A 19,623-nucleotide genomic window follows, 5' to 3' on the forward strand; every position below is an offset into this window, starting at 1 on the left:
ACACGTCGTTCGGTCAGAGCCGCCTCATGGCCTGTGCAGAGCTAGTGCGCTCACTCTACCCAGACGCTGAAATCATCATCGCGGGCGATCAGCACGGCGACCCGATGCGTGGTCCAGATGCGGCGCGGAAGGCCGCTGCTGCGGTGCAGGGAACCTGTGTCCTGCCGCCTAATGCTGGTGAGGACTGGGACGACATCCTAAGACTTCGGGGCGCTGAGGCGGTGCGCGAGGCTCTGTGTCCTGTGGCACTGGACGGCGAAGTTCTTATGCCGGGGGAGGGTGTCGAGCGTCACGCCATTGTAGTGGATAACAACGGTAAGCCCATTTGGAATATGACAAACGCGATAACCGTCCTTTCCACGCATTATGACTGGCGCAAGGTTTTCGGCTTTAACAAACTTACGGGCAAGCGTGTCGTGTTTCGCGCCCTGCCTGGCAGCGGAGAGAAGATCAACGGTTGGCGTGACCTTATGGATGACGACTATATTGCCGTCCAAGCGTGGTTTAACCGAAACGCCTATCCCCGCGCGACTGCCGATATAACCGTCAACGCTGTCCGTGCCGTGTCGCATGCGTTCTCGTTTGACCCTTTGACTGACTACCTTGGTGCGCTGCGATGGGATGGAAAGCCACGTATCGACACATGGCTGATCGACTATCTAGGGGTCCAGGATGGGCCGCAGCGCCGTGCCTATGGGCGCAAATGGCTAATCTCTGCAGTTGCTCGCGCCTATCAACCCGGATGCAAGGCAGACTACATGCTTGTCCTTGAGGGCGAACAAGGCTTGCGGAAGTCTAGTGTTATGCGGGTGCTCACCGGTAGCGCTTGGTTTTCGGACAACCTGCCTCCGATGGGAACAAAGGATGCGTCAGAACATCTGGCAGGACGCTGGATAATCGAAGTTGCCGAACTAGACTCGATGAGTAGGGCTGGCATTGAGACGGCTAAGGCGTTCATTACACGGCAGACCGAATCGTTCCGCCCTGCATATGGCCGAGAAACTATCAGCCAACACCGGCGCTGCGTTTTCGTGGGCACGACGAACCGCGATAATTGGCTAAATGATTCCTCTGGTGGTCGCCGTTTCTGGCCGGTCCGCGTTGGGCACATAAATATTGAGCTTGTGACCCGTGACCGCGACCAGATTTGGGCTGAGGCAGTTGCGGCTTATCGGTCGGGTGAGCGCTGGTGGCTTGAAGGTGAAATCGAGGCATTGGCGCGGCAAGATCAAGCAGAGCGACTCAACACGGACCCGTGGCAGCCAGACATTGCGGGTTACTTGAGCGGCAAGGCGCACGTCGCGATTGCTGACATCTTGTGGGAATGCCTGATGATAGAGAAGGCCAAGCGCACCCGTGGGGATAGCTCTAGGGTGACGGTAGTTCTGCAAAGCCTCGGCTGGCGGCGCGATGGTCAGTTCACCTCGGGGACGAATAAAGGTCAGGCGCGATATGCGCCTGCCCACTAAGCGTAAGTAGACGGGTAGACAGAGTAGTGACGGTAGCTTGCAACTTATAAAGCAGCTAGAAATATGCCTAGCCCAGCAAAAGAAACAAAGCAAGTGTCTACTCTGTCTACCCAATCTGCCAAGTATTTGGTTTAATTGGGACTTCGCGGTAGACAACTAATGTTGCCTAACTCAAGACGACAACGAATTCGGCAATCCGAATATCTGCGTTTGATCGAAAACCCAACACTGCCTCAGCAATCCCCTATCATCAGAAAATAACTACCCATCGCGGACTGCGCCTTTTCGCCCGTGGGAAGGATATATCGTCTTTATCCACGTCAATGCAGGTGTGCATCACTGAATGCAGTGTATCCGTCATTCTGGAAATTTATCCCTGAATGCAGGGTAACGTTGGCTCGTTAACCACATTTGAACAAGGCGATATTTTTAGACGGAACGTAGACTATTCCATTTTGAGGCTGCGCGTCCATTCTTCGCGAAAGGAATGTAGCCTTTCCGCCGCAAACTTCCGCAGCCTTCACTTGGGCGGCATTGATCTGAGCTTGTTGTTGCGCTTCCGATCCATATGCGAACGTGTCGCCATAGAGTTGAATCTCAACCGTATTGCCGTTATAGGCGTGCACAGCGGAATCAGTCGAGACATTGCAAGCTGATAAAATAGCGGTTGCCGCGATGAGTAGAGTTGCTTTTCTCATATGATCCTCAATGGCTTTCTGTCCTCACGTTGCCGTGAATTCGTGCCCAATGCAAGCAAAACGGTCTTGCAAGTGTGCCGCCCATGAACATATAAATACTCTACGGACGTAGGGAGTTTATACATGCGGTTTGTCACCTATCTTCGGGTCTCGACGGAACGGCAAGGGCAGAGCGGTCTCGGGCTTGAAGCCCAGCGCAAGGCGGTTGCCGACTATGTGTCGGGAAAGGGTACAATTGCAGCAGAGTATGTGGAGGTCGAGAGCGGCAAGCGGGCTGATCGTCCACAACTTGCCTACGCCTTGGCAGAAGCCAAGCGGCTTGGGGCGATCCTGCTCATTGCCAAGCTGGACAGACTTGCGCGCAATGTCGCATTCATTGCCAACCTTCTGGAGGGGGGCGTTGAGATCGCGGCGGCTGACATGCCGCAGGCCAACCGCTTCCTCCTGCACGTCATGGCGGCTGTGGCAGAACATGAAGCGCAAGCCATATCAGACCGCACCCGCGCGGCTCTGGCAGCGGCAAAGGCTCGTGGTGTGGCGCTGGGCTGGTCAATTCCCGGAAGACGGGAAGAACAGCTCAAGGCCGCACGGAAGGGAGCTGCTGTGCGGGTTGCCAAGGCAGATCGCCATGCTGAAACGGTGCGTCCGCTGATCGAGCAGATGAAGCGGCAAGGCATGGCTTTGCGCCATATCGCAACCGAACTGAACGCCCGGAACGTCAAAACAGCGCGAGGCGGTGCCTGGCATGCCATGACGGTTCGGAACTTGCTTCAGCGGGCGGCCTGATCTTCCAAGGCTTTTACGCGCGCCTGTAGTTCTTCGATGGCGTCTGCGGCAGCTTCTAGCGCCTTTTGTATGAAGTAAGGCTGTTCGAAACCGCCAGTTGCCCCTTGAGGATTCGCGTCTTTCGCATAGTGCCGCAAGTCGCCTAGCGGTGTGTTGCTGAGCATATCAGATCCTCCCGTTGCCCTAGCAGTTTGTATGGGATCTGGGGGTCTGTCATCTCATTTTACGTCTGGCAGCTTCAGCGGGCAGCAGGCGCGTTCTGGCAGGTTTCAGCGTGAAGGGAGATTTTCACTCGGCAGCGATACAGCCGAGTGGAGGTGCGTGCGGACGTATCGAGCACGGTTGGCGAGTAAAAATGTGCCCCAGTTGTGCCCCCGCAAAATGAAGAAGGGGTCAGCTTTTCAGCTAACCCCTTGATCTTGATGGCTCCGGCGGTAGGGATCGAACCTACGACCAATTGATTAACAGTCAACTGCTCTACCGCTGAGCTACGCCGGAACACCGGGGGCCGTATAGCAAGGGTCTGCGGGGGCGGCAAGGGGCAAAAAGGCGGAAATTTCGCTTCTTCGGCGACAGGAATCAGCGCAGGAGGAACCGGGCTTCCGGGGTGGGGGACGGGACGGCAGAGATCCGGATTCTTTCATCCAGATCAATCAGATGCGCCAGCGCATTGCGGGCGGCGGCCGGGTGCAGGTGGGGGGGCGTGTCGCGGTAGACGATCGCCACGATCTCGGGCAGGGTGGCGGCACCTGCGGCGAGGGCGGCCAGAATCTGCGTTTCCCGGTCGCGGCGATGGGCGGCCAGTTCGGCAAGGCGGGCGGCGGGGTTTTCGACCGGGGCGCCATGGGTGGGCAGCAGGCGGCGCCACTGGGTTTCGGCCAGCCGGGCAAGGCTCGCAAGATAGGCGCCCATGTCGCCGTCGGGCGGCGAGACCAGGCTTGGCGCCCAGCCCATCACCAGATCGCCGGAAAACAGCACATCCTCCCAGGCGAAGCACAGATGTTCGGCCATGTGGCCGGGGGTGTGCCAGGCGGTCAGGGCCCAGTCCGGGCCACGCAGGGTTTCTCCGTGGCGCAGGTGCAGGTCGGGGCGGAAGGCATGGTCAACCCCTTCGCCGCCTGTCAGGCCGGCCTGTGCCAGCGCCTGCATCCGGGGGCTGCGGCCGCTGCCGGCTTGGCCGTAGCCCAGGACCGGCGCCCCGGTTGCGGCGGCCAGCCCCGGGGCCAGTGCGGAATGGTCAAGGTGCGGGTGGGTGACCAGGATGGCGGATACTTCCTCGGCGGGGTCAAGCGCGGCCAGAATCGCCGTCAGATGGGCCAGATCGTCCGGGCCGGGGTCAATGACCGCGACCCGGCCCGAACCGACGATCCAGGTGGTGGTGCCGGGCCCGGTCATGGGTGAGGCGTTGGCCGCCGTCACGCCCCGCAGGCGGCCGGGGGCTGTGCCCTTTCCTTCTGGCGCGGCCATGGCTAGCTTTCCCGTCATGTTCCGTCTCAAACGCTTCCTGCCCCGGGGCCTGTTCGGCCGCGCCGCCCTGATCCTGATCGTGCCCATCGTCACGATCCAGCTTGTCGTGTCCACCGCCTTCATCCAGCGGCATTTCGAAGGTGTGACCCGCCAGATGACCGAGGGTGTGGCGATCGACCTGGCCTTCGTGCTGGATGAATTCGCGGCCGGGGCGACACCTGCGGCGGCGCTGGCCTGGGCCGAGCGGGTTGCGGGGCCGCTGGAAATTACCCTTCGGTTTCCGGCCGGACCGGAGGCCCCCCAAACCGACCGGCGCGCCTTCTATGATGTGTCGGGGCGTGCGATCATCGAGACGCTCCATGCCAAGCTGCCAAGCCTGCAGGCGGCCGATGTGACGGATGCCGAGCGTATGGTGCGGCTGCGCTTTGCCACACCGCATGGCGATCTGGTGGCCGAGCTGTCGCGGCGGCGCATGTCGGCGACGAATCCGCATCAGTTGCTGGTGCTGATGGTGTTCGCTTCGGTGCTGATGACGGTGGTGGCCTATTTCTTCCTGCGCAACCAGTTGCGGCCCATTGCGCGGCTGGCCAAGGCTGCCGAGGCATTCGGTCGGGGCGAAAAAGTGCCCTACCGGCCGCGCGGCGCGCTGGAAGTGCGGGCGGCAGGGCAGTCCTTTCTGGACATGCGCGCCCGGATCGAGCGGCAGATCGAGCAGCGGACGCTGATGCTGTCGGGCGTCAGCCATGATCTGCGCACGCCGCTGACGCGGATGCGGCTGTCCCTGTCGATGCTGCCCGAGGATGAGGAGACAGCGGCCCTGCAGGCCGATGTCACCCAGATGGAGCGGCTGGTGGATGAGTTTCTGGCCTTCGTGCGGGGCGATGCCACCGAAGGGGCCGAAGAGGCCGATCCGCTGGCCCTGGCGCGATCGGTTGTCGAGGCCTCGGTGCGGGGCGGCGGTCAGGTGGCGCTTTTGCCGCCGGCACGGGTGCTTCCTCGGGTGCGGATGCGGCCACAGGCGGTGGCGCGGGCGCTGGAGAACCTGATCGGCAACGGTCTGCGGCATGGCAACCGGGTCGAGGTCAGCGTTCAGCGGGTTGCCGGAGAACTGGTGTTCAGCGTCGAGGACAACGGTCCGGGCATCCCCGAGGACCGGCGCGAAGAGGCGATGCGGCCCTTCACCCGGCTTGAGGCGGCGCGCGATCCGAACCGGGGCGGCGGCGTGGGGTTGGGCCTGTCCATCGCGGCCGACGTGGCGATGAGCCATGGCGGCGCCCTGCGTCTGGGGCGGTCAGAACGGCTGGGCGGGCTGCGGGCTGAACTGGCCGTCGCGGCCTGACGCCTTCCGTCAGGCGCGATCGGTGTCTGCAAAGCCGTTTCGGGACGGGCTTTCCGCCCGCTGCGGCACTACTTCGATTGTCCCATCACGATGACCCAATGCAGCTTGCTGTCGGGCGCATCGCTGACCGCGATTCCCACACCGATGTCGCGGGTGGCCGACATCAGGATATTGTCCTTGTGCTTGGGCGAATTCATCCACCATTCCACCGCGCGGGCCGGGGTGGCAAAGCCGCGGCCGGTGTTCTCGGTGGCAGTTCTGAACCGATAGCCCGCCTTGCGAAGGCGGTTTTGCAGCTTGCTGCCATCCGAGGAAACATGGCTGATGGATTGTCGGGCGGCGTTGTCACAGGCGTGCCCCTGCGCCGCCTTGCCAAGCGCCGCGTTCAGCTTCAGCGCCGGCAGCCCCGCCCGGGCCCGCTGGGCATTGACACCGGCGACCACCTCGGATTGCAGGTCGGCGGAATTGGCGGGTTTGGTACAGGCAAGCGCGGGCAGCGCCACGGTTGCCGCAAGGCACAGGGCGGCGGCAAGGAAGAACGGGCGCGTCATGGGCAAGCTCCGGCAGGGATCAGTCAATTCATCCCAGGGTAGAGCTTTCTTAGGGCAAGGGCACGGAAAACATGTGACATTTCCGTGATGCCTCCGCAAGTTTGCCTAGAAGGACCGGCCGTCGGGCGAAATCACATTTCCTTCTGCGGCGGTGGCATCTTCGGCATCATGGGTGACCAGAACCGCGGGCAGGCTGCGGGCGCGGATGGTCTGGAACACGAAACTGCGGATCTGCGCGCGGCGGTCTGCGTCAAGACGGGAAAAGGGTTCGTCCAGCAGGATGGCCTTTGGTTCGGCCAGCAGCGTTCTCAGCAGGGCGACGCGGGCGCGTTCGCCGCCCGACAGGGTCTCCGGGTCGCGGCGTCCGAATCCGGCCAGCCCGGCCTCTGCCAGCGCGGCCTCGATCCGGGCGGCCCGGCCCGGCAGGCCACGGGGCAGGGCGAAGGCCAGATTGCCCGCCACCGACAGATGCGGAAACAGCAGAGTGTCCTGAAACAGGATGCCGATGCGCCGGTCCCGGGTGGGCAGGGCGGTGACATCGCGACCGTCCAGCAGGATGCGGCCCCGCAGGGTGAAGGCCGGATCAAGCGTGCCGATCAGCGCCGCCAGCAGGGTGGATTTGCCCGAGCCGGACGGCCCCATGATGGTCAGCACCTCGCCCGGTGCGACATGGGTGTCGATCCGCACCAGCGGCGTGCCCGCGCGGTCGATCTGCACCCCTTGCAGGGAAAGGCCCGGTGTCATGCGGCCATCCCCCGGCGGTTGCGATAGAGCAGGGCAGGCCCCAGCAGCGCCAGCGCGAAGACCAGCGCCGGCAGCGCCATTTGCAGCAGCGCATAGACGCCGATCAGGCGGCGGTTCCCCCCCGATGACAGCGAGACCGCCTCGGTCGTCAGCGTGGCGATGCGGCCGCCCGACAGCAGCAGCGTGGCCAGATATTGCCCGACCGAGACCGCGAAGCCCACTGCAAAGGCCGTCAGCAGCGGGCGCAGCAGCAGCGGCAGGCGAATGGCCCAGAGGCTGCGGCCCGGGCTGGCGCCAAGGCTGGCGGCCAGCGTGGCAAAGCGCGGGTCCAGCGCCCGCCAGGCCGGAGCAAGCGAAAGGAAGACATAGGGCAGCACGAAGACCAGATGCCCGGCCAGCGTGGCGGCAAACCCGCCGGCGCCCAGCTCCAGTGCCAGCCGGTGCAGGCCGGGCAGGAAGGTGATCTGCGGCACGATCAGCGGCAGCCAGAGCAGCCACAGCGCCGGGGCGGACGGGCGCAGCCGGAAGCGGTGCTCGGCCTCAAGGCAGGCGATGGCAAGGATCAGCGCAAGGCCGGCGCTGCCAAGGGCCAGACCCAGGGTGTTGCCGGTGATCGGGCCAAGGGTCGGCGCGGCCCTGGCCCATGTCGCCAGCGACAGGCTTTCGGGCAGGGCCGCCGGAAAGCGCCACAACCCGGCGACGGACCACAGGGCAAGGCCGGCAAGCCCCGCGATCAGCCCGGCCGTAACGGCGGCGCCACCGGCCAGCGCCAACAGGCGGGCGGGGGCATCAAGGCCCGGCAGGCGCAGGCCGGCGGTGGCCATTCCGGTCAGGCCGTGGCGGGCCGCGATCTCGGCCCCGCGCCACAGGGCAAGGGCGGCCAGCACCAGCACCAGTTGCAATGCGGCCCCGGCGGCAGCCGTGCCACGCTGCGCCAGCGAGGCTTCGGTCATCCAGCCGGCAACCTGCACCGACAGCGGCGGCGGCAGGTTGGGGCCAAGGATCATGCCCATCTCTACCGAGGTCATGGCATAGGCCAGCACGGCATAGACTGGCAGGCGAAGCTGGCGGTAAAGCGGCGGCAGTACGGTGAAGGCGAAGGCGGCGGTCTGGCCATAGCCCAGCGTCTGCGCCAGCGTCAGCCGCGACGGGGCGGCGATCTGTGGCCAGGCGGCCAGCGCCATCAGCAGAAGGAAGGGCACCTCCTTGGCGACAAGGCCAAGGGTCAGCGACAGGCCGGCAGGATCGTTCAGGATCAGCAGGTCGGGGGCTTGGCTCCAGCCGGTGGCCCAGGGCGACAGGGCGCGGGCGATCCAGCCCGAGGGCGCGATCAGGAAGGCCAGCCCAAGGGCCGCGGCGGCGTGCGGCACCGACAAGAGCGGCGACAACAGCCGCAGCAGGGCGGCAAAGGCGCGGGTGCCGCGCAGGGTGGCCAGGATAAGCAGGGTGATCGCCAGCGCCAGCGTGGTTGAGGCAAGGCCTGTGGTCAGCGACAACATGACCGCGCGCGGCAGGCCGGGCCAAGCCAGCAGCGCGGACAGCGCCCCGGGGGCCAGCGCGGGGCCAAGCGTGGCCGCCAGCCCCGCCGCCACCGGCACCGCCATCAGCGCCAGCGTCAGGCCCGGAACGGCGCGCAGCAGGCGCGTCAATCGCCGCTTCCGTAAAGCGCCGTCCAGTCGTCCGCCAGGGCCGTGGCCCAACTGGCGTGGGGCTCCAGCAGCGCCGGGCCGATCTTGTCGGGCGGCAGGGTGGCAAGGCCAAGGTCAAGCATGGCAAAGCGGGCGCGGTCTTCCTCGGTCAGGGCCGCAAGGTTCAGGACGGTCTGGAACCCCAGCACCGTGGCATCCTGCGCACGGGCCTGGACTTCCGGTGAAAGAAGAAGATTCGCAATGACTTGCGCCCCTTCCTTCGCACCTGAGTTGAAGGGAATCGCCACAAATGAGGCATTGCCGATGGTGCCCCCCTTCAGCGTGTAGGTCCGGATCGTGTCCGGCAAGGTGCCGGCGGCGATTTCGGCGCTGGCCCGGCCGGGGTTGAAGGCGAAAGAGATGTCGATCTCGCCATCGGCCAGAAGCTGGCCAAGGGCGGCCTCGTTCTCGGGGTAGGCGCGGCCCTCACGCCAGAGCGCATCGCGCACGGTGGCCAGGAAATCACGCAGCGGGGCGACCCGGCGGCGGAAGGTGGCAGGGTTCGCCGGGCGTTGCAGGACCGAAGGGTCGGGCATGGTGCCATACAGCACCTGTTTGAGGAAGGTCACGCCCAGATAATCGGGCGGCTTGGGAAAGGTGAAGCGGCCGGGATTGGCCAGAATCCAGTCCTTCAGCTCCTCGATCGTGCGGGGCGGGTCGGTCAGGCGGGCGCTGTCGTATTCGAACACCAGTTGCGCCATGGCCCAGGGGGATTCGTAGCCTTCGGTCGGCAGGGTGAAATCGGTCATCACCGCTGGCTTGCCGGCCATGTCGACCAGTGGCCAGTTCGGCAGGTTTTCAACGAAAGGGCCGTAAAGCAGCCCCTCGCGCTTCATGGCGGCGAAATTCTCGCCATTGATCCAGATAAGATCGACCGAGCCGCCCGTGGTCTTGCCGGCATCACGTTCGGCCAGAACGGCGGCCACGCTGTCGGCGGTCGAGGCGATCTTGACCTGATTCAGCGTCACACCGTAGCGCTCCAGCGCCAGTTCGCCGACCCAGGTGATGAAGTCATTGATCTTGGGATCGCCGCCCCAGGCGTGCCACCAGACGGTCTGTCCGCGGGCGATGTCGGTGATGCCGTCCCATTCCACAACGGCGCGGGCGGCGCGTGGCAGGGCGGGCAGGGCGGCGCTGGCCAGCATCAGCCGGGAAAAGGTGCGGCGGTCCATCGGGGTCTCCTTCGGGCAAGCGGCCGGTTGGCGGGCGGCCCGCCAAGGGTTACGAAGGCGGGGGGCGGCTGTGCAACCGGAATGTGCCGCAGCCAGAGGGAAAGGCCAACACATGTTCGACACAGCCCTGCGCCGGATCATCGACCCGCCGCTGAACCGCGCCGGGCGGACGCTGGCCGCACGGGGCTGGGGCGCCGACCGGATCACGCTGGCCGGGCTTGGCCTTGGGCTGGCGGCGGCCGCGCTGATCGCGGCGGGCGCCCCGACCGGGCTGGCGCTGCTGCCCTTGCTGGCGGGGCGGCTGGCCGACGGGCTGGACGGGGCGGTGGCGCGGGCCCACGGCAAGACCGATTTCGGCGGCTATCTCGACATTGCCTGCGATTTCGCCCTTTACGCGGCTGTTCCGCTGGCCTTCGCCCTGCGCGCGCCTGACGAAAACGCGGTGCCTGCGGCCTTTCTTCTGGCAACCTTCTACATCAACGCGGCCAGTTTCCTGGGCTTTGCCACCATGGCCGCCAAACGCGGCCTTGAGACCACGGCGCAGGGCGAAAAGTCGCTGTATTACGCGGCCGGCCTGCTGGAGGGCGGCGAGACCATCGCCTTTTTCGTCCTGCTCTGCCTGTGGCCGGCGGCCTTTCCGGCCGGGGCCTGGGTCTTTGGCGGCCTCTGTCTGGTGACGGCCACCGCCCGCATCCTGAACGCGCGGCGCCTGCTGGGCTGAACGCCGCTTTTCCGCACAGGCCTGCCTCACCGCACAGCCGATGCGCGGTTCGGTGCGCAGGCTTTGCCTGACCTGCCCTTGCAGCCCCCGAACCGCATCACTAAGACTCTGGCAATGTTCCGGCGATAACCCTGACGGCGATGAGAGGCAGGACCGATGCGCGATCCGATCGACACCTACATGAATACCCTTGTCCCGATGGTGGTTGAGCAGACCAGCCGCGGCGAACGGGCCTATGACATCTATTCGCGGCTCCTGAAGGAGCGGATCATCTTCCTGGCCGGCCCCGTGCATGACGGCATGTCGTCGCTGATCTGCGCGCAGTTGCTGTTTCTTGAGGCGGAGAATCCGTCGAAGGAAATCGCCATGTACATCAACAGCCCCGGCGGCGTGGTGACCAGCGGCCTGTCGATCTATGACACGATGCAGTACATCCGGCCCAAGGTTTCGACGCTGGTGATCGGGCAGGCGGCCTCGATGGGCAGCCTGCTGCTGACCGCGGGCGAAAAGGGGATGCGCTTCAGCCTGCCCAACAGCCGGATCATGGTGCACCAGCCGTCGGGCGGCTATCAGGGCCAGGCGACCGACATCATGATTCACGCGCAGGAAACGCTGAAACTGAAGCGCCGCCTGAACGAAATCTATGTGCGCCACACCGGCAACAGCTATGAAACCGTGGAAGCGGCGCTGGAGCGTGACAACTTCATGTCTGCCGAGGATGCCAAGGCCTGGGGCCTGATCGACGACATCCTGGAAAACCGCGGCAAGGCGGACGACACCGCGAAGTAAGACTTACCCCCGGTCGGGCGGTCCGGCCGGGGGGCGATTTGGCGTTGTGAAGGTCGGGGGCTTGGCCTAGACTTTTGCGGAAGACACCGGCAGAGGGCGACGGATGGCAACGAATACGGGCGACAGCAAGAACACGCTTTACTGCTCGTTCTGCGGCAAGAGCCAGCACGAGGTCCGCAAGCTGATTGCGGGCCCGACCGTGTTCATCTGCGACGAATGTGTCGAGCTGTGCATGGACATCATCCGGGAAGAGACCAAGACCAGCGGTCTCAAGTCCGGTGACGGCGTGCCGACCCCGCGCGAGATCTGCAAGGTGCTGGACGATTATGTCATCGGCCAGGACCATGCCAAGCGCGTGCTCGCGGTGGCGGTGCACAACCACTACAAGCGGCTGAACCATTCGTCCAAGACGGATGTGGAACTGTCGAAGTCGAACATCCTGCTGATCGGCCCCACCGGCACCGGCAAGACGCTGCTGGCGCAGACGCTGGCCCGCATCCTGGACGTGCCCTTCACCATGGCCGATGCCACCACGCTGACCGAGGCCGGCTATGTGGGCGAGGATGTCGAGAACATCATCCTGAAGCTGCTTCAGGCCAGCGAATACAACGTGGAACGGGCGCAGCGCGGCATCGTCTATATCGACGAGGTCGACAAGATCACCCGCAAGTCGGACAACCCGTCGATCACCCGCGACGTGTCGGGCGAAGGCGTGCAGCAGGCGCTGCTGAAAATCATGGAAGGCACCGTTGCCAGCGTGCCCCCGCAGGGCGGACGCAAGCATCCGCAGCAGGAATTCCTGCAGGTCGATACCACGAACATCCTGTTCATCTGCGGCGGCGCCTTTGCCGGTCTGGAGAAGATCATCGCGCAGCGCAACAAGGGCGGCGGAATCGGCTTCAAGGCCGAGGTGAAAGATCCAGACGCGCGCGGTGTGGGCGAGCTTTTCCGCGAACTGGAGCCGGAAGACCTGCTGAAATTCGGCCTGATCCCCGAATTCGTCGGCCGCCTGCCGGTGATCGCCACGCTGACCGATCTGGACGAAGCGGCGCTGGTCACCATCCTGACCGAGCCGAAGAACGCGCTGGTCAAGCAATACCAGCGCCTGTTCGAGATCGAGGGCGTCAAGCTGACCTTCTCGGCCGATGCGCTGATCGCCATCGCGAAGCGCGCGATCAAGCGCAAGACCGGCGCACGCGGCCTGCGGTCGATCATGGAGGATATCCTGCTGGATACCATGTTCGAACTGCCCGGCATGAACGATGTGTCGGAAGTCGTGGTGAATGATGAGGCGGTGAACAACGGCGCCAAGCCGCTGTGGGTTCACACCGAGACAAAGAAGAAGGAACCGGCGGCGGCGGGCTGAGGCCCGGCTTGCGCGCCCCTGCACAGGTTTGAAGAACGCCGCCCCACCGGGCGGCGTTTGCATTTGCGCCAGAGGAGGCCCCCTTGACCAACCCCATCCGCCGCATCACCACCGGCTCCACCTGGGAACCAACCATCGGCTATGCCCGCGCCGTGGTGGCACCTCCCTTCGTCTTCGTCTCGGGCACCACCGGCACCGACCATGCCACCGGCACCATTCCCGAAGGCGTGGTCGAGCAATGCGCGCTGGCGCTGAAGATCATCGGGGCGGCGCTGGACAAGGCGGGGGCCGGATTCGCCGATGTGGTGAAAGTGACCTATGTGCTGCCCGACCGGGCGGATTTCGAACCCTGCTGGCCGCTGCTGGCCGCCACCTTTGGCGCCAACCCGCCGGCGGCGATGATGATCGAAGCCGGGCTGATCGACCCGCGCCACCGGATCGAGATCGAGGTGACCGCCCGCCTGCCGGGCTGAAACCGGCCAGAACCGGCGGGCGCCCTCCCGGCCACTCTTGCGGGCGGCCTTGGGGCTGGGTCGCGCTGCATGTCCTTTCATCTGTCCTCAAATATCCCGGGGGTGCGGGGGCTGGCCCCCGCCCAAGGGCGCAAGATCACCCATTGGTGCGGTTGCAAGTGCTGGACCTTGGCGCTGCAATCCGGCATAGGAAAAGGGATCAAGACGGAGGCCCCGATGTATTTCCTCAAGCGCCTGCTCACCTGGTGGAACAGCCAGACGCTGGGCACCCAGATCTTCACCGCGCGCAAGGGCGTGAAGGTGGGCGAGGATGACCAGGGCAACCGCTATTACGCCACCCGGGACGGGCAGCGCCGCTGGGTGATCTATGCCGGCGAAATGGAAGCCAGCCGCGTGCCGCCGGATTGGCACGGCTGGCTGCACCACACCTGGGACCAGCCGCCGACCAAGGCGCCGCTGACCCACAAGCCCTGGGAAGCCCCGCATCAGGAAAACCTGTCGGGCAGCGACCTGGCCTATGCGCCCCCCGGCTCGATCCGCCGCGCCGCGCCGGTTGCGCGCCGCGATTATGAGGCCTGGCAGCCGGAATGAGCCATCAGACGGCAGAGGTTCTGGCCGGGGCAGGTGTGCTGGCCGTCGCTGCGGCTTTCGCCTTCTATGCGGCGCAGGGCGCGGGGCTGACCAGTCGCGATGGCGGCAGCTATCCGCTGCACGCCAGCTTTCGCTCGGTCGAGGGGATCAGTGTCGGCTCCGACGTGCGGATGGCGGGCGTAAAGGTCGGCACCATCACCGGCCTGACGTTGAACCCGCAAACCTTCATGGCCGACGCGGCCTTTGCGATCGACAAGCGCATCCTGCTGCCGGAAGACAGCGCGATCCTGATCTCCTCGGAAGGGCTGCTGGGCGGCAACTTTGTCGAGATCATGCCGGGCGGCGCAGTCGAAACGCTGCAGCCGGGGGCCGAGATCGAGGACACGCAGGGCGCGGTCAGCCTGATCACGCTGCTGATGAAATTCGTCGGCGGCGACAAGGCCGACAGCAGCGGAACCGCCACGCCATGAGGCGGGCGGCTCTGCTGGCGGTGGTGCTGTCCGGGGCCGCGATGCCGGCCGCCGCGCAGGGCTATGCCGATGCCCAGGGCGGGGTGGTGCGCTGGCTGGACAAGCTGACCGGCGAGACGGGCGATCTGGAACTTCAACGTGGCCAGTCCGCATCTAACGGACGGCTGACGGTGCAACTGGACGATTGCCGCTACCCCGAGGAAAACCCCGCCGCCGAGGCCGAGGCGCATCTGACCATCATGGACAGCTCGCGCGAAGCGCCGGTGTTCACGGGCTGGATGCTGGCCTCGACTCCGGCGCTGTCGGCGATGGATCACCCGCGCTACGATGTCTGGGTGCTGCGCTGCATCGTGCCGGGCTATACCCCGCCCGAAGTGGTTGAAACGCCGCCGGAAGACGACGCCGCCACCTCGGAAGGCGAGGGGCAGTAACCCGGCGGGGCAAAATCCGCCCCCTGTTGCAACGCCCGCGCCAGCCTGCGGTGATAGACCTCGCGCGGGATTTCCACCGCGCCAAGCGAGGCCAGGTGCGGCGTCAGGAACTGGGTGTCGAACAGGGTGAAGCCGCCGGCCTGCAGCCGGTGCACCGTCCAGGCCAGCGCCAGTTTTGACGCATCTGTCCGGCGCGAGAACATCGATTCGCCAAAGAAGGCCGCCCCCAGCACCACGCCATAGACGCCCCCCACCAGATCGGGGCCGTCCCAGACCTCGATGCTGTGGGCAAAACCGCGACGGTGCAGGTCAAGATACAGCGCCAGGATGCGGTCGCTGATCCAGGTCTCCTCGCGGTCGGCGCAGCCGCGCACCACCGCCTCGAAATCGGTATCGGCACGGACCTGCCACTGGGCCCGCCGGATGCGCTGCGCCAGAGACCGCGAGATGTGGAAGCCGTCCAGCGGCAGGATACCCCGCTGGCGCGGGTCCAGCCAATGCACCTGCGGATCGTCGCGCGACTGCGCCATGGGAAAGATGCCCATGGCATAGCCGCGCAGCAGGTGGTCCGGGGTCAGGAGCGCGGCGTCCATCAGGCCCCGCCCACTACGGGGGCGGGGGGCCGATGCGCGGCACAACCGAAGCGGCGCAAAGCAGGACACATGGCGAACCCCCGAACGATTGCCCGCAGTGTGCGGGCGTTCCGGTCTTGGTGCTAACATGCGCCGGGGCCGGGGGTGAAGCCCCGCCACCGCCAGACGCGGCCCCGAAAAGCCCTGCGCCCGCCCCTTTGGTGGGGCGGGCGCAGGCATTGCGGTCCTCAGGGCCGGATCAGCCGAATTGCTGCGCCAGCCACTTTTCCAGCCAGTGGATGTTGTAATCGCCGTTCTGGATGTCGGGTTCGGCCAGAAGGGCGTGGAACAGCGGCACCGTGGTATCGACGCCATCGACGATCAACTCACCCAGGGCGCGGCGCAGGCGCGACAGCGCCTCGGGCCGGTCGCGGCCGTGGACGATCAGCTTGCCGATCAGGCTGTCGTAATAGGGCGGGATCGAATAGCCGCCATAAAGCGCCGAATCCATCCGCACGCCCAAACCCCCGGGCGCGTGGAAGGTGCGCACCTTGCCGGGGCAGGGCGCGAAGTTCGGCAGCTTTTCGGCGTTGATCCGCACCTCGATCGCGTGGCCGTTGATTTCCAGGTCGTCCTGCGTGAACGACAGCGCCATCCCCGAGGCGACGCGGATCTGTTCGCGCACCAGATCGACACCGAAGATGAACTCGGTCACCGGATGTTCCACCTGCAGGCGGGTGTTCATCTCGATGAAGTAGAAATTCCCGTCTTCATACAGGAATTCCACCGTGCCCGCGCCGATATAGGCGATCTTCGACATGGCGTTGGCACAGATCGCGCCGATCTCGGAGCGCATCTTCGGGGTAATCGCCGGGCCGGGGGCTTCCTCGAACACCTTCTGATGGCGGCGTTGCAGCGAACAATCGCGTTCGCCCAGATGCACGGCGCCACCCTTGCCGTCGCCAAAGACCTGAATCTCGATATGGCGCGGCTTTTGCAGGTATTTCTCGATATAGACCTCGTCATTGCCGAAGGCAGCCTTTGCCTCGGCCCGGGCGGTGCGGAAGGCGATTTCCAGCTCTTCCGGGGTCTTGGCCACCTTCATGCCGCGCCCGCCGCCGCCGGCGGTGGCCTTGATGATGACCGGAAACCCGATGCCCTCGGCCACGCCGATGGCGGTCTCGAAATCGGCCACGCCGCCATCACTGCCCGGCACCACGGGAATACCCAGGGCCTTGGCGGTTTCCTTGGCGGTGATCTTGTCGCCCATGATGCGGATGTGCTCCGCGCTGGGGCCGATGAAGGTGATGCCGTGATCTTCCAGCGCCTGCGCGAAGCTGGCGTTTTCCGACAGGAAGCCATAGCCCGGATGCACCGCCTGCGCGCCGGTGATCTCGCAGGCCGAAATGATGGCGGCCTTGCTCAGATAGCTTTCGGAACTGGGGGCCGGACCGATGCAGACGGATTCGTCGGCCATCCGCACATGCATGGCATCGGCATCGGCGGTTGAATGCACCGCGACCGACTTGATCCCCATTTCCCGGCAGGCCCGGATCACGCGCAGCGCGATCTCACCCCGGTTGGCGATCAGGATTTTCTCGAACATCCTGGCGCCCTTATTCGATGATCATCAGGGGGGCGCCGTATTCGACCGGCTGGCCGTCTTCCACCAGGATGCGCTTGACGATCCCCGACCGCGTGGCCGGGATGTGGTTCATCGTCTTCATCGCCTCGATGATCAGAAGCGTCTCGCCTTCGGCCACCTTGGCGCCGACGGTGACAAAGGTCGCCGCGCCGGGTTCGGGGGCCAGGTAGATGGTGCCGACCATGGGCGAGGTGACCGCACCCGGGTGCTGGCTGGGATCTTCCGGCGCAGCGACGGCGGGCGCCGCGGCCACCGGGGCCGCACCGGCCGGGGCGGGGGCGGCGGCATAGACCGGCGCGGGGGCCGCGGCGATCACGGTCGCCTGCTTCACCACACGCACCGACAGGCTGTCATCCTCGCCGTATTCGCGCTTCACCTCGATCTCGGTCAGCTCGTTCTTGTTCAGAAGCTCTGCAAGGGCCGCGATGAAGGCCACGTCCGTGTCGGGGGTCTGTTTGCTCATGCCGTCCTCTGTTGACGTTCCTGCTGTCCTGAACACCGATCCGCCCCATGCGGGGCGGCTGTCAGGGCTGACCGCTTATAGGACAGCCAGAGCAGGGTGAAAAGCGCCCAAAGCCGCCGCCGCTTTTCTGGGCAATCCGTCGCAGCGGCGCGGCCGTCTCGACAGATTCGACCGGCGCACAAAATTTACCGTTTGATAAAATAAAAATCTGTGAGACGCTTCCTCCAAGCCATAAGCCAGGGAGGCAAGACCCCGATGCCGAACAGCCAGCTCACGCCCGGAATCGTTCCGGGACGTCTGCCCGCAACTGCCTATGACAGGAACTTTGACGATCATCTGCCCGCGCTGGATGCGCATGAGGCGCGGGTGGCGGCGGATCGCTGCTACTTCTGCCATGATGCGCCCTGCGTGACGGCCTGTCCCACCGACATCGACATCCCGCTGTTCATCCGCCAGATCGCCACCGGCACGCCCGAAGCGGCCGCCCGCACGATCTGGACGCAGAACATCCTGGGCGGCATGTGCGCCCGCGTCTGTCCGACCGAAACCCTGTGCGAAGAGGCCTGCGTACGCCAGACCGCCGAAGGCAAGCCGGTCGAGATCGGACTGCTGCAACGCCACGCCACCGATGTGGCGATGGCCAGCAACCGCCATCCGTTTTCCCGCGGCCCCGCGACCGGCAAGTCGGTTGCGGTGGTGGGGGCGGGGCCGGCGGGTCTGGCCTGCGCGCATCGTCTGGCCATGAAGGGCCATGAGGTGACGGTGTTCGAGCGGCGGCCCAAGCCGGGTGGGCTGAACGAATATGGCATCGCCAGCTACAAGGCCGCCGGCGGCTTTGCCGCGCGCGAGGTGGACTGGCTGCTGCAGATCGGCGGCATCACGGTGAAATGCGGCGTCGAACTGGGGCGCGACCTGACGCTGGCCGACCTGCAGCGCGATTTTGACGCGGTGTTCCTTGGCATCGGCCTGCAAGGCGTGAACGCACTGCGCGCCGAGGGCGAGGATCTGCCCGGCGTGGCCAATGCGGTGGATTTCATCGCCGACCTGCGCCAGTCGTCTGACCTGTCGAAACTGCCGGTGGGCCGCGATGTCGTGGTGATCGGCGGCGGCATGACTGCGGTGGATGCGGCGGTGCAGTCCAAACTGCTGGGCGCCGAGACTGTGACCATCGTCTATCGCCGTGGCCCCGAAAAGATGGCGGCCTCGGGCTATGAGCAGGACCATGCGCTGCAGGCGGGCGTGCGGATCATCCACAACGCGGCCCCTTTCCGCGTCACCGGAAACGGCCGGGTCGAGGCGGTGGATTTCGCCTATACCGAAGACGGGCCGGACGGGCTGAAGCTCCTGGACGAAGGCTTTACCCTGAAGGCCGATCAGGTGTTCAAGGCCATCGGCCAGACGCTGACCGGCGTGCCCGAAGGGGTGATGGTCGCAGGCGGCAAGATCGCGGCAACGCCGGCAAGGGTCTGGGCGGGCGGCGATTGTGCGGCGGGCGGCGAAGACCTGACAGTGACCGCCGTGGCCGAAGGCCGCGATGCCGCCGAGGCGATCCACGCCTTTCTGACAGGCGCGTGATGGGCGCGCTTTCTTCTTGCACCCCGGCCCGGCCTGACCCAGATCAGGCCGCAGGCAGGAGCGGACATGCAGGGCTGGATCGACACCGTCATCGCGTTCATCGAACGCCATCACGCCTGGGCGCCCTGGATCATGGTGATCTTTGCCGCGGCCGAGACGACGGCCTTTCTGTCGATCCTGATTCCCTCGACGGCGGTTCTGGTTGCCATGGGCGCGCTGGCCGCCACCGGGGCCATCGACTTTCTGTCGCTCTGGCTGGGCGCCAGCATCGGCGCGCTGATCGGATCGACCTTCTCGTTCTGGCTGGGCCTGCGCTACGGCAGCACGGTGCTGACGATGCGGCCGCTGTCGCAACATCCCGAAATGGTCGCGAAAGCCCGCACCGCCTTTACCCGCTATGGGCCGGTCACGGTGTTCGTGGGCCATTTCGTGACCGTGTTTCGCCCTGTCGTCTTTCTGATGGCCGGGATGAGCGGCATGACCCTGACCCGCTTTGCCTTCTGGAACACGCTGGGCGCCGTGGCCTGGGCGTTCCTGATTCCCAAGATGGGCGAATTCGGCGGCGACATCCTGGGCTGGCTCTGGTCCTATCTGGGCTGACCGCCGCGCTCCG

At 65.4% G+C, this 19,623-nt stretch carries 21 protein-coding genes and 1 tRNA gene; 12 read left to right on the forward strand and 10 right to left on the reverse strand.

All coding sequences use genetic code 11. The features are described 5' to 3' along the window. Nucleotides 1–1,469, forward strand: a 1,469-nt coding sequence (locus C5F44_RS14095; protein WP_107674189.1) for a virulence-associated E family protein, incomplete at its 5' end; no start/stop codon positions are given. A 401-nt stretch (nt 1,470–1,870) separates the two neighbouring features. Here the strand turns inward: C5F44_RS14095 and C5F44_RS17865 are convergent. Next, complete coding sequence (locus C5F44_RS17865; protein WP_146161957.1) at nt 1,871–2,167, reverse strand: hypothetical protein; 297 nt, start codon at nt 2,165–2,167, stop codon at nt 1,871–1,873. Between the two features lie 123 nt (nt 2,168–2,290). On the opposite strand from C5F44_RS17865, the gene C5F44_RS14100 reads away from it, so the two are divergent. Further along, nucleotides 2,291–2,953, forward strand: a complete 663-nt coding sequence (locus tag C5F44_RS14100; RefSeq protein ID WP_107674190.1) for a recombinase family protein — start codon at nt 2,291–2,293, stop codon at nt 2,951–2,953. 423 nt (nt 2,954–3,376) lie between these two features. On the opposite strand, the gene C5F44_RS14105 is transcribed toward C5F44_RS14100, so the two are convergent. Then, nucleotides 3,377–3,451, reverse strand: a tRNA-Asn gene (locus tag C5F44_RS14105). A gap of 81 nt (nt 3,452–3,532) precedes the next feature. Further along, the gene (locus C5F44_RS14110) at nt 3,533–4,420 is read right to left on the reverse strand and encodes an MBL fold metallo-hydrolase (RefSeq protein ID WP_235822635.1); all 888 of its coding nucleotides are present in this window, start codon (nt 4,418–4,420) and stop codon (nt 3,533–3,535) included. Between C5F44_RS14110 and C5F44_RS14115 the strand changes: the two genes are divergently transcribed. Further along, entirely contained in the window at nt 4,419–5,759 is a 1,341-nt protein-coding gene (locus tag C5F44_RS14115; protein WP_412917552.1) for an ATP-binding protein, read from the forward strand. The two genes, C5F44_RS14110 and C5F44_RS14115, sit on opposite strands and share 2 nt — an antisense overlap. 68 nt (nt 5,760–5,827) lie before the next feature. Here the strand turns inward: C5F44_RS14115 and C5F44_RS14120 are convergent, their stop codons facing one another. The 4 genes from C5F44_RS14120 to C5F44_RS14135 all read right to left on the reverse strand — a co-directional run bounded on the left by C5F44_RS14120 (nt 5,828) and on the right by C5F44_RS14135 (nt 9,914). Beyond that, nucleotides 5,828–6,310: a CAP domain-containing protein gene (locus C5F44_RS14120; protein ID WP_107674192.1), complete on the reverse strand. Its 483-nt coding sequence runs from the start codon at nt 6,308–6,310 to the stop codon at nt 5,828–5,830. Between the two features lie 105 nt (nt 6,311–6,415). Continuing rightward, complete coding sequence (locus C5F44_RS14125; protein ID WP_107674193.1) at nt 6,416–7,054, reverse strand: ATP-binding cassette domain-containing protein; 639 nt, start codon at nt 7,052–7,054, stop codon at nt 6,416–6,418. Next, nucleotides 7,051–8,658, reverse strand: a complete 1,608-nt coding sequence (locus C5F44_RS14130; RefSeq protein WP_107674249.1) for an ABC transporter permease — start codon at nt 8,656–8,658, stop codon at nt 7,051–7,053. The genes C5F44_RS14125 and C5F44_RS14130 overlap by 4 nt, the downstream gene beginning before the upstream one ends. A 41-nt stretch (nt 8,659–8,699) precedes the next feature. After that, nucleotides 8,700–9,914, reverse strand: a complete 1,215-nt coding sequence (locus C5F44_RS14135; protein WP_235822636.1) for an ABC transporter substrate-binding protein — start codon at nt 9,912–9,914, stop codon at nt 8,700–8,702. 112 nt (nt 9,915–10,026) lie between these two features. Here C5F44_RS14135 and C5F44_RS14140 point away from each other — a divergent pair, with 112 nt between their 5' ends. The 7 genes from C5F44_RS14140 to C5F44_RS14170 all read left to right on the forward strand — a co-directional run bounded on the left by C5F44_RS14140 (nt 10,027) and on the right by C5F44_RS14170 (nt 14,755). After that, nucleotides 10,027–10,635, forward strand: coding sequence for a CDP-alcohol phosphatidyltransferase family protein (locus C5F44_RS14140; protein ID WP_107674194.1), 609 nt, complete (start codon nt 10,027–10,029; stop codon nt 10,633–10,635). A 156-nt stretch (nt 10,636–10,791) separates the two neighbouring features. Continuing rightward, entirely contained in the window at nt 10,792–11,424 is a 633-nt protein-coding gene (gene clpP, locus C5F44_RS14145; RefSeq protein ID WP_107674195.1) for an ATP-dependent Clp endopeptidase proteolytic subunit ClpP, read from the forward strand. Between the two features lie 103 nt (nt 11,425–11,527). Continuing rightward, complete coding sequence (gene clpX / locus C5F44_RS14150) at nt 11,528–12,790, forward strand: ATP-dependent Clp protease ATP-binding subunit ClpX (RefSeq protein WP_107674196.1); 1,263 nt, start codon at nt 11,528–11,530, stop codon at nt 12,788–12,790. Nucleotides 12,791–12,873: 83 nt separating this feature from the next. Further along, on the forward strand, nt 12,874–13,263 hold the full coding sequence (locus C5F44_RS14155) for a RidA family protein (protein ID WP_181318279.1): 390 nt from the start codon (nt 12,874–12,876) through the stop codon (nt 13,261–13,263). A 216-nt stretch (nt 13,264–13,479) separates the two neighbouring features. After that, complete coding sequence (locus C5F44_RS14160) at nt 13,480–13,854, forward strand: NADH:ubiquinone oxidoreductase subunit NDUFA12 (protein WP_107674197.1); 375 nt, start codon at nt 13,480–13,482, stop codon at nt 13,852–13,854. Then, nucleotides 13,851–14,324, forward strand: coding sequence for an outer membrane lipid asymmetry maintenance protein MlaD (gene mlaD / locus C5F44_RS14165; protein ID WP_107674198.1), 474 nt, complete (start codon nt 13,851–13,853; stop codon nt 14,322–14,324). Before C5F44_RS14160 ends, mlaD begins: the two co-directional genes overlap by 4 nt. Continuing rightward, nucleotides 14,321–14,755, forward strand: a complete 435-nt coding sequence (locus C5F44_RS14170) for a DUF2155 domain-containing protein (protein WP_107674199.1) — start codon at nt 14,321–14,323, stop codon at nt 14,753–14,755. The genes mlaD and C5F44_RS14170 overlap by 4 nt, the downstream gene beginning before the upstream one ends. On the opposite strand, the gene aat is transcribed toward C5F44_RS14170, so the two are convergent. The 3 genes from aat to accB form a co-directional block, all read right to left on the reverse strand. Beyond that, nucleotides 14,683–15,348, reverse strand: a complete 666-nt coding sequence (gene aat / locus C5F44_RS14175; protein WP_107674200.1) for a leucyl/phenylalanyl-tRNA--protein transferase — start codon at nt 15,346–15,348, stop codon at nt 14,683–14,685. The genes C5F44_RS14170 and aat overlap by 73 nt on opposite strands. A 238-nt stretch (nt 15,349–15,586) precedes the next feature. After that, nucleotides 15,587–16,933 (reverse strand): acetyl-CoA carboxylase biotin carboxylase subunit, encoded by a 1,347-nt coding sequence (accC, locus tag C5F44_RS14180; RefSeq protein ID WP_107674201.1) that lies wholly within the window; start codon nt 16,931–16,933, stop codon nt 15,587–15,589. Between the two features lie 10 nt (nt 16,934–16,943). After that, entirely contained in the window at nt 16,944–17,435 is a 492-nt protein-coding gene (gene accB, locus C5F44_RS14185; RefSeq protein ID WP_107674202.1) for an acetyl-CoA carboxylase biotin carboxyl carrier protein, read from the reverse strand. Nucleotides 17,436–17,690: 255 nt separating this feature from the next. Between accB and C5F44_RS14190 the strand changes: the two genes are divergently transcribed. Both C5F44_RS14190 and C5F44_RS14195 read left to right on the forward strand, forming a co-directional pair. Next, nucleotides 17,691–19,010, forward strand: a complete 1,320-nt coding sequence (locus C5F44_RS14190) for an NAD(P)-dependent oxidoreductase (RefSeq protein ID WP_107674203.1) — start codon at nt 17,691–17,693, stop codon at nt 19,008–19,010. 66 nt (nt 19,011–19,076) lie between these two features. Continuing rightward, complete coding sequence (locus tag C5F44_RS14195) at nt 19,077–19,610, forward strand: DedA family protein (protein WP_107674204.1); 534 nt, start codon at nt 19,077–19,079, stop codon at nt 19,608–19,610. The last annotated feature ends 13 nt before the right edge of the window (nt 19,611–19,623 follow it).

Origin of the sequence: Fuscovulum blasticum DSM 2131, assembly GCF_003034965.1 — a bacterium.
Classification (GTDB): domain Bacteria; phylum Pseudomonadota; class Alphaproteobacteria; order Rhodobacterales; family Rhodobacteraceae; genus Pseudogemmobacter; species Pseudogemmobacter blasticus.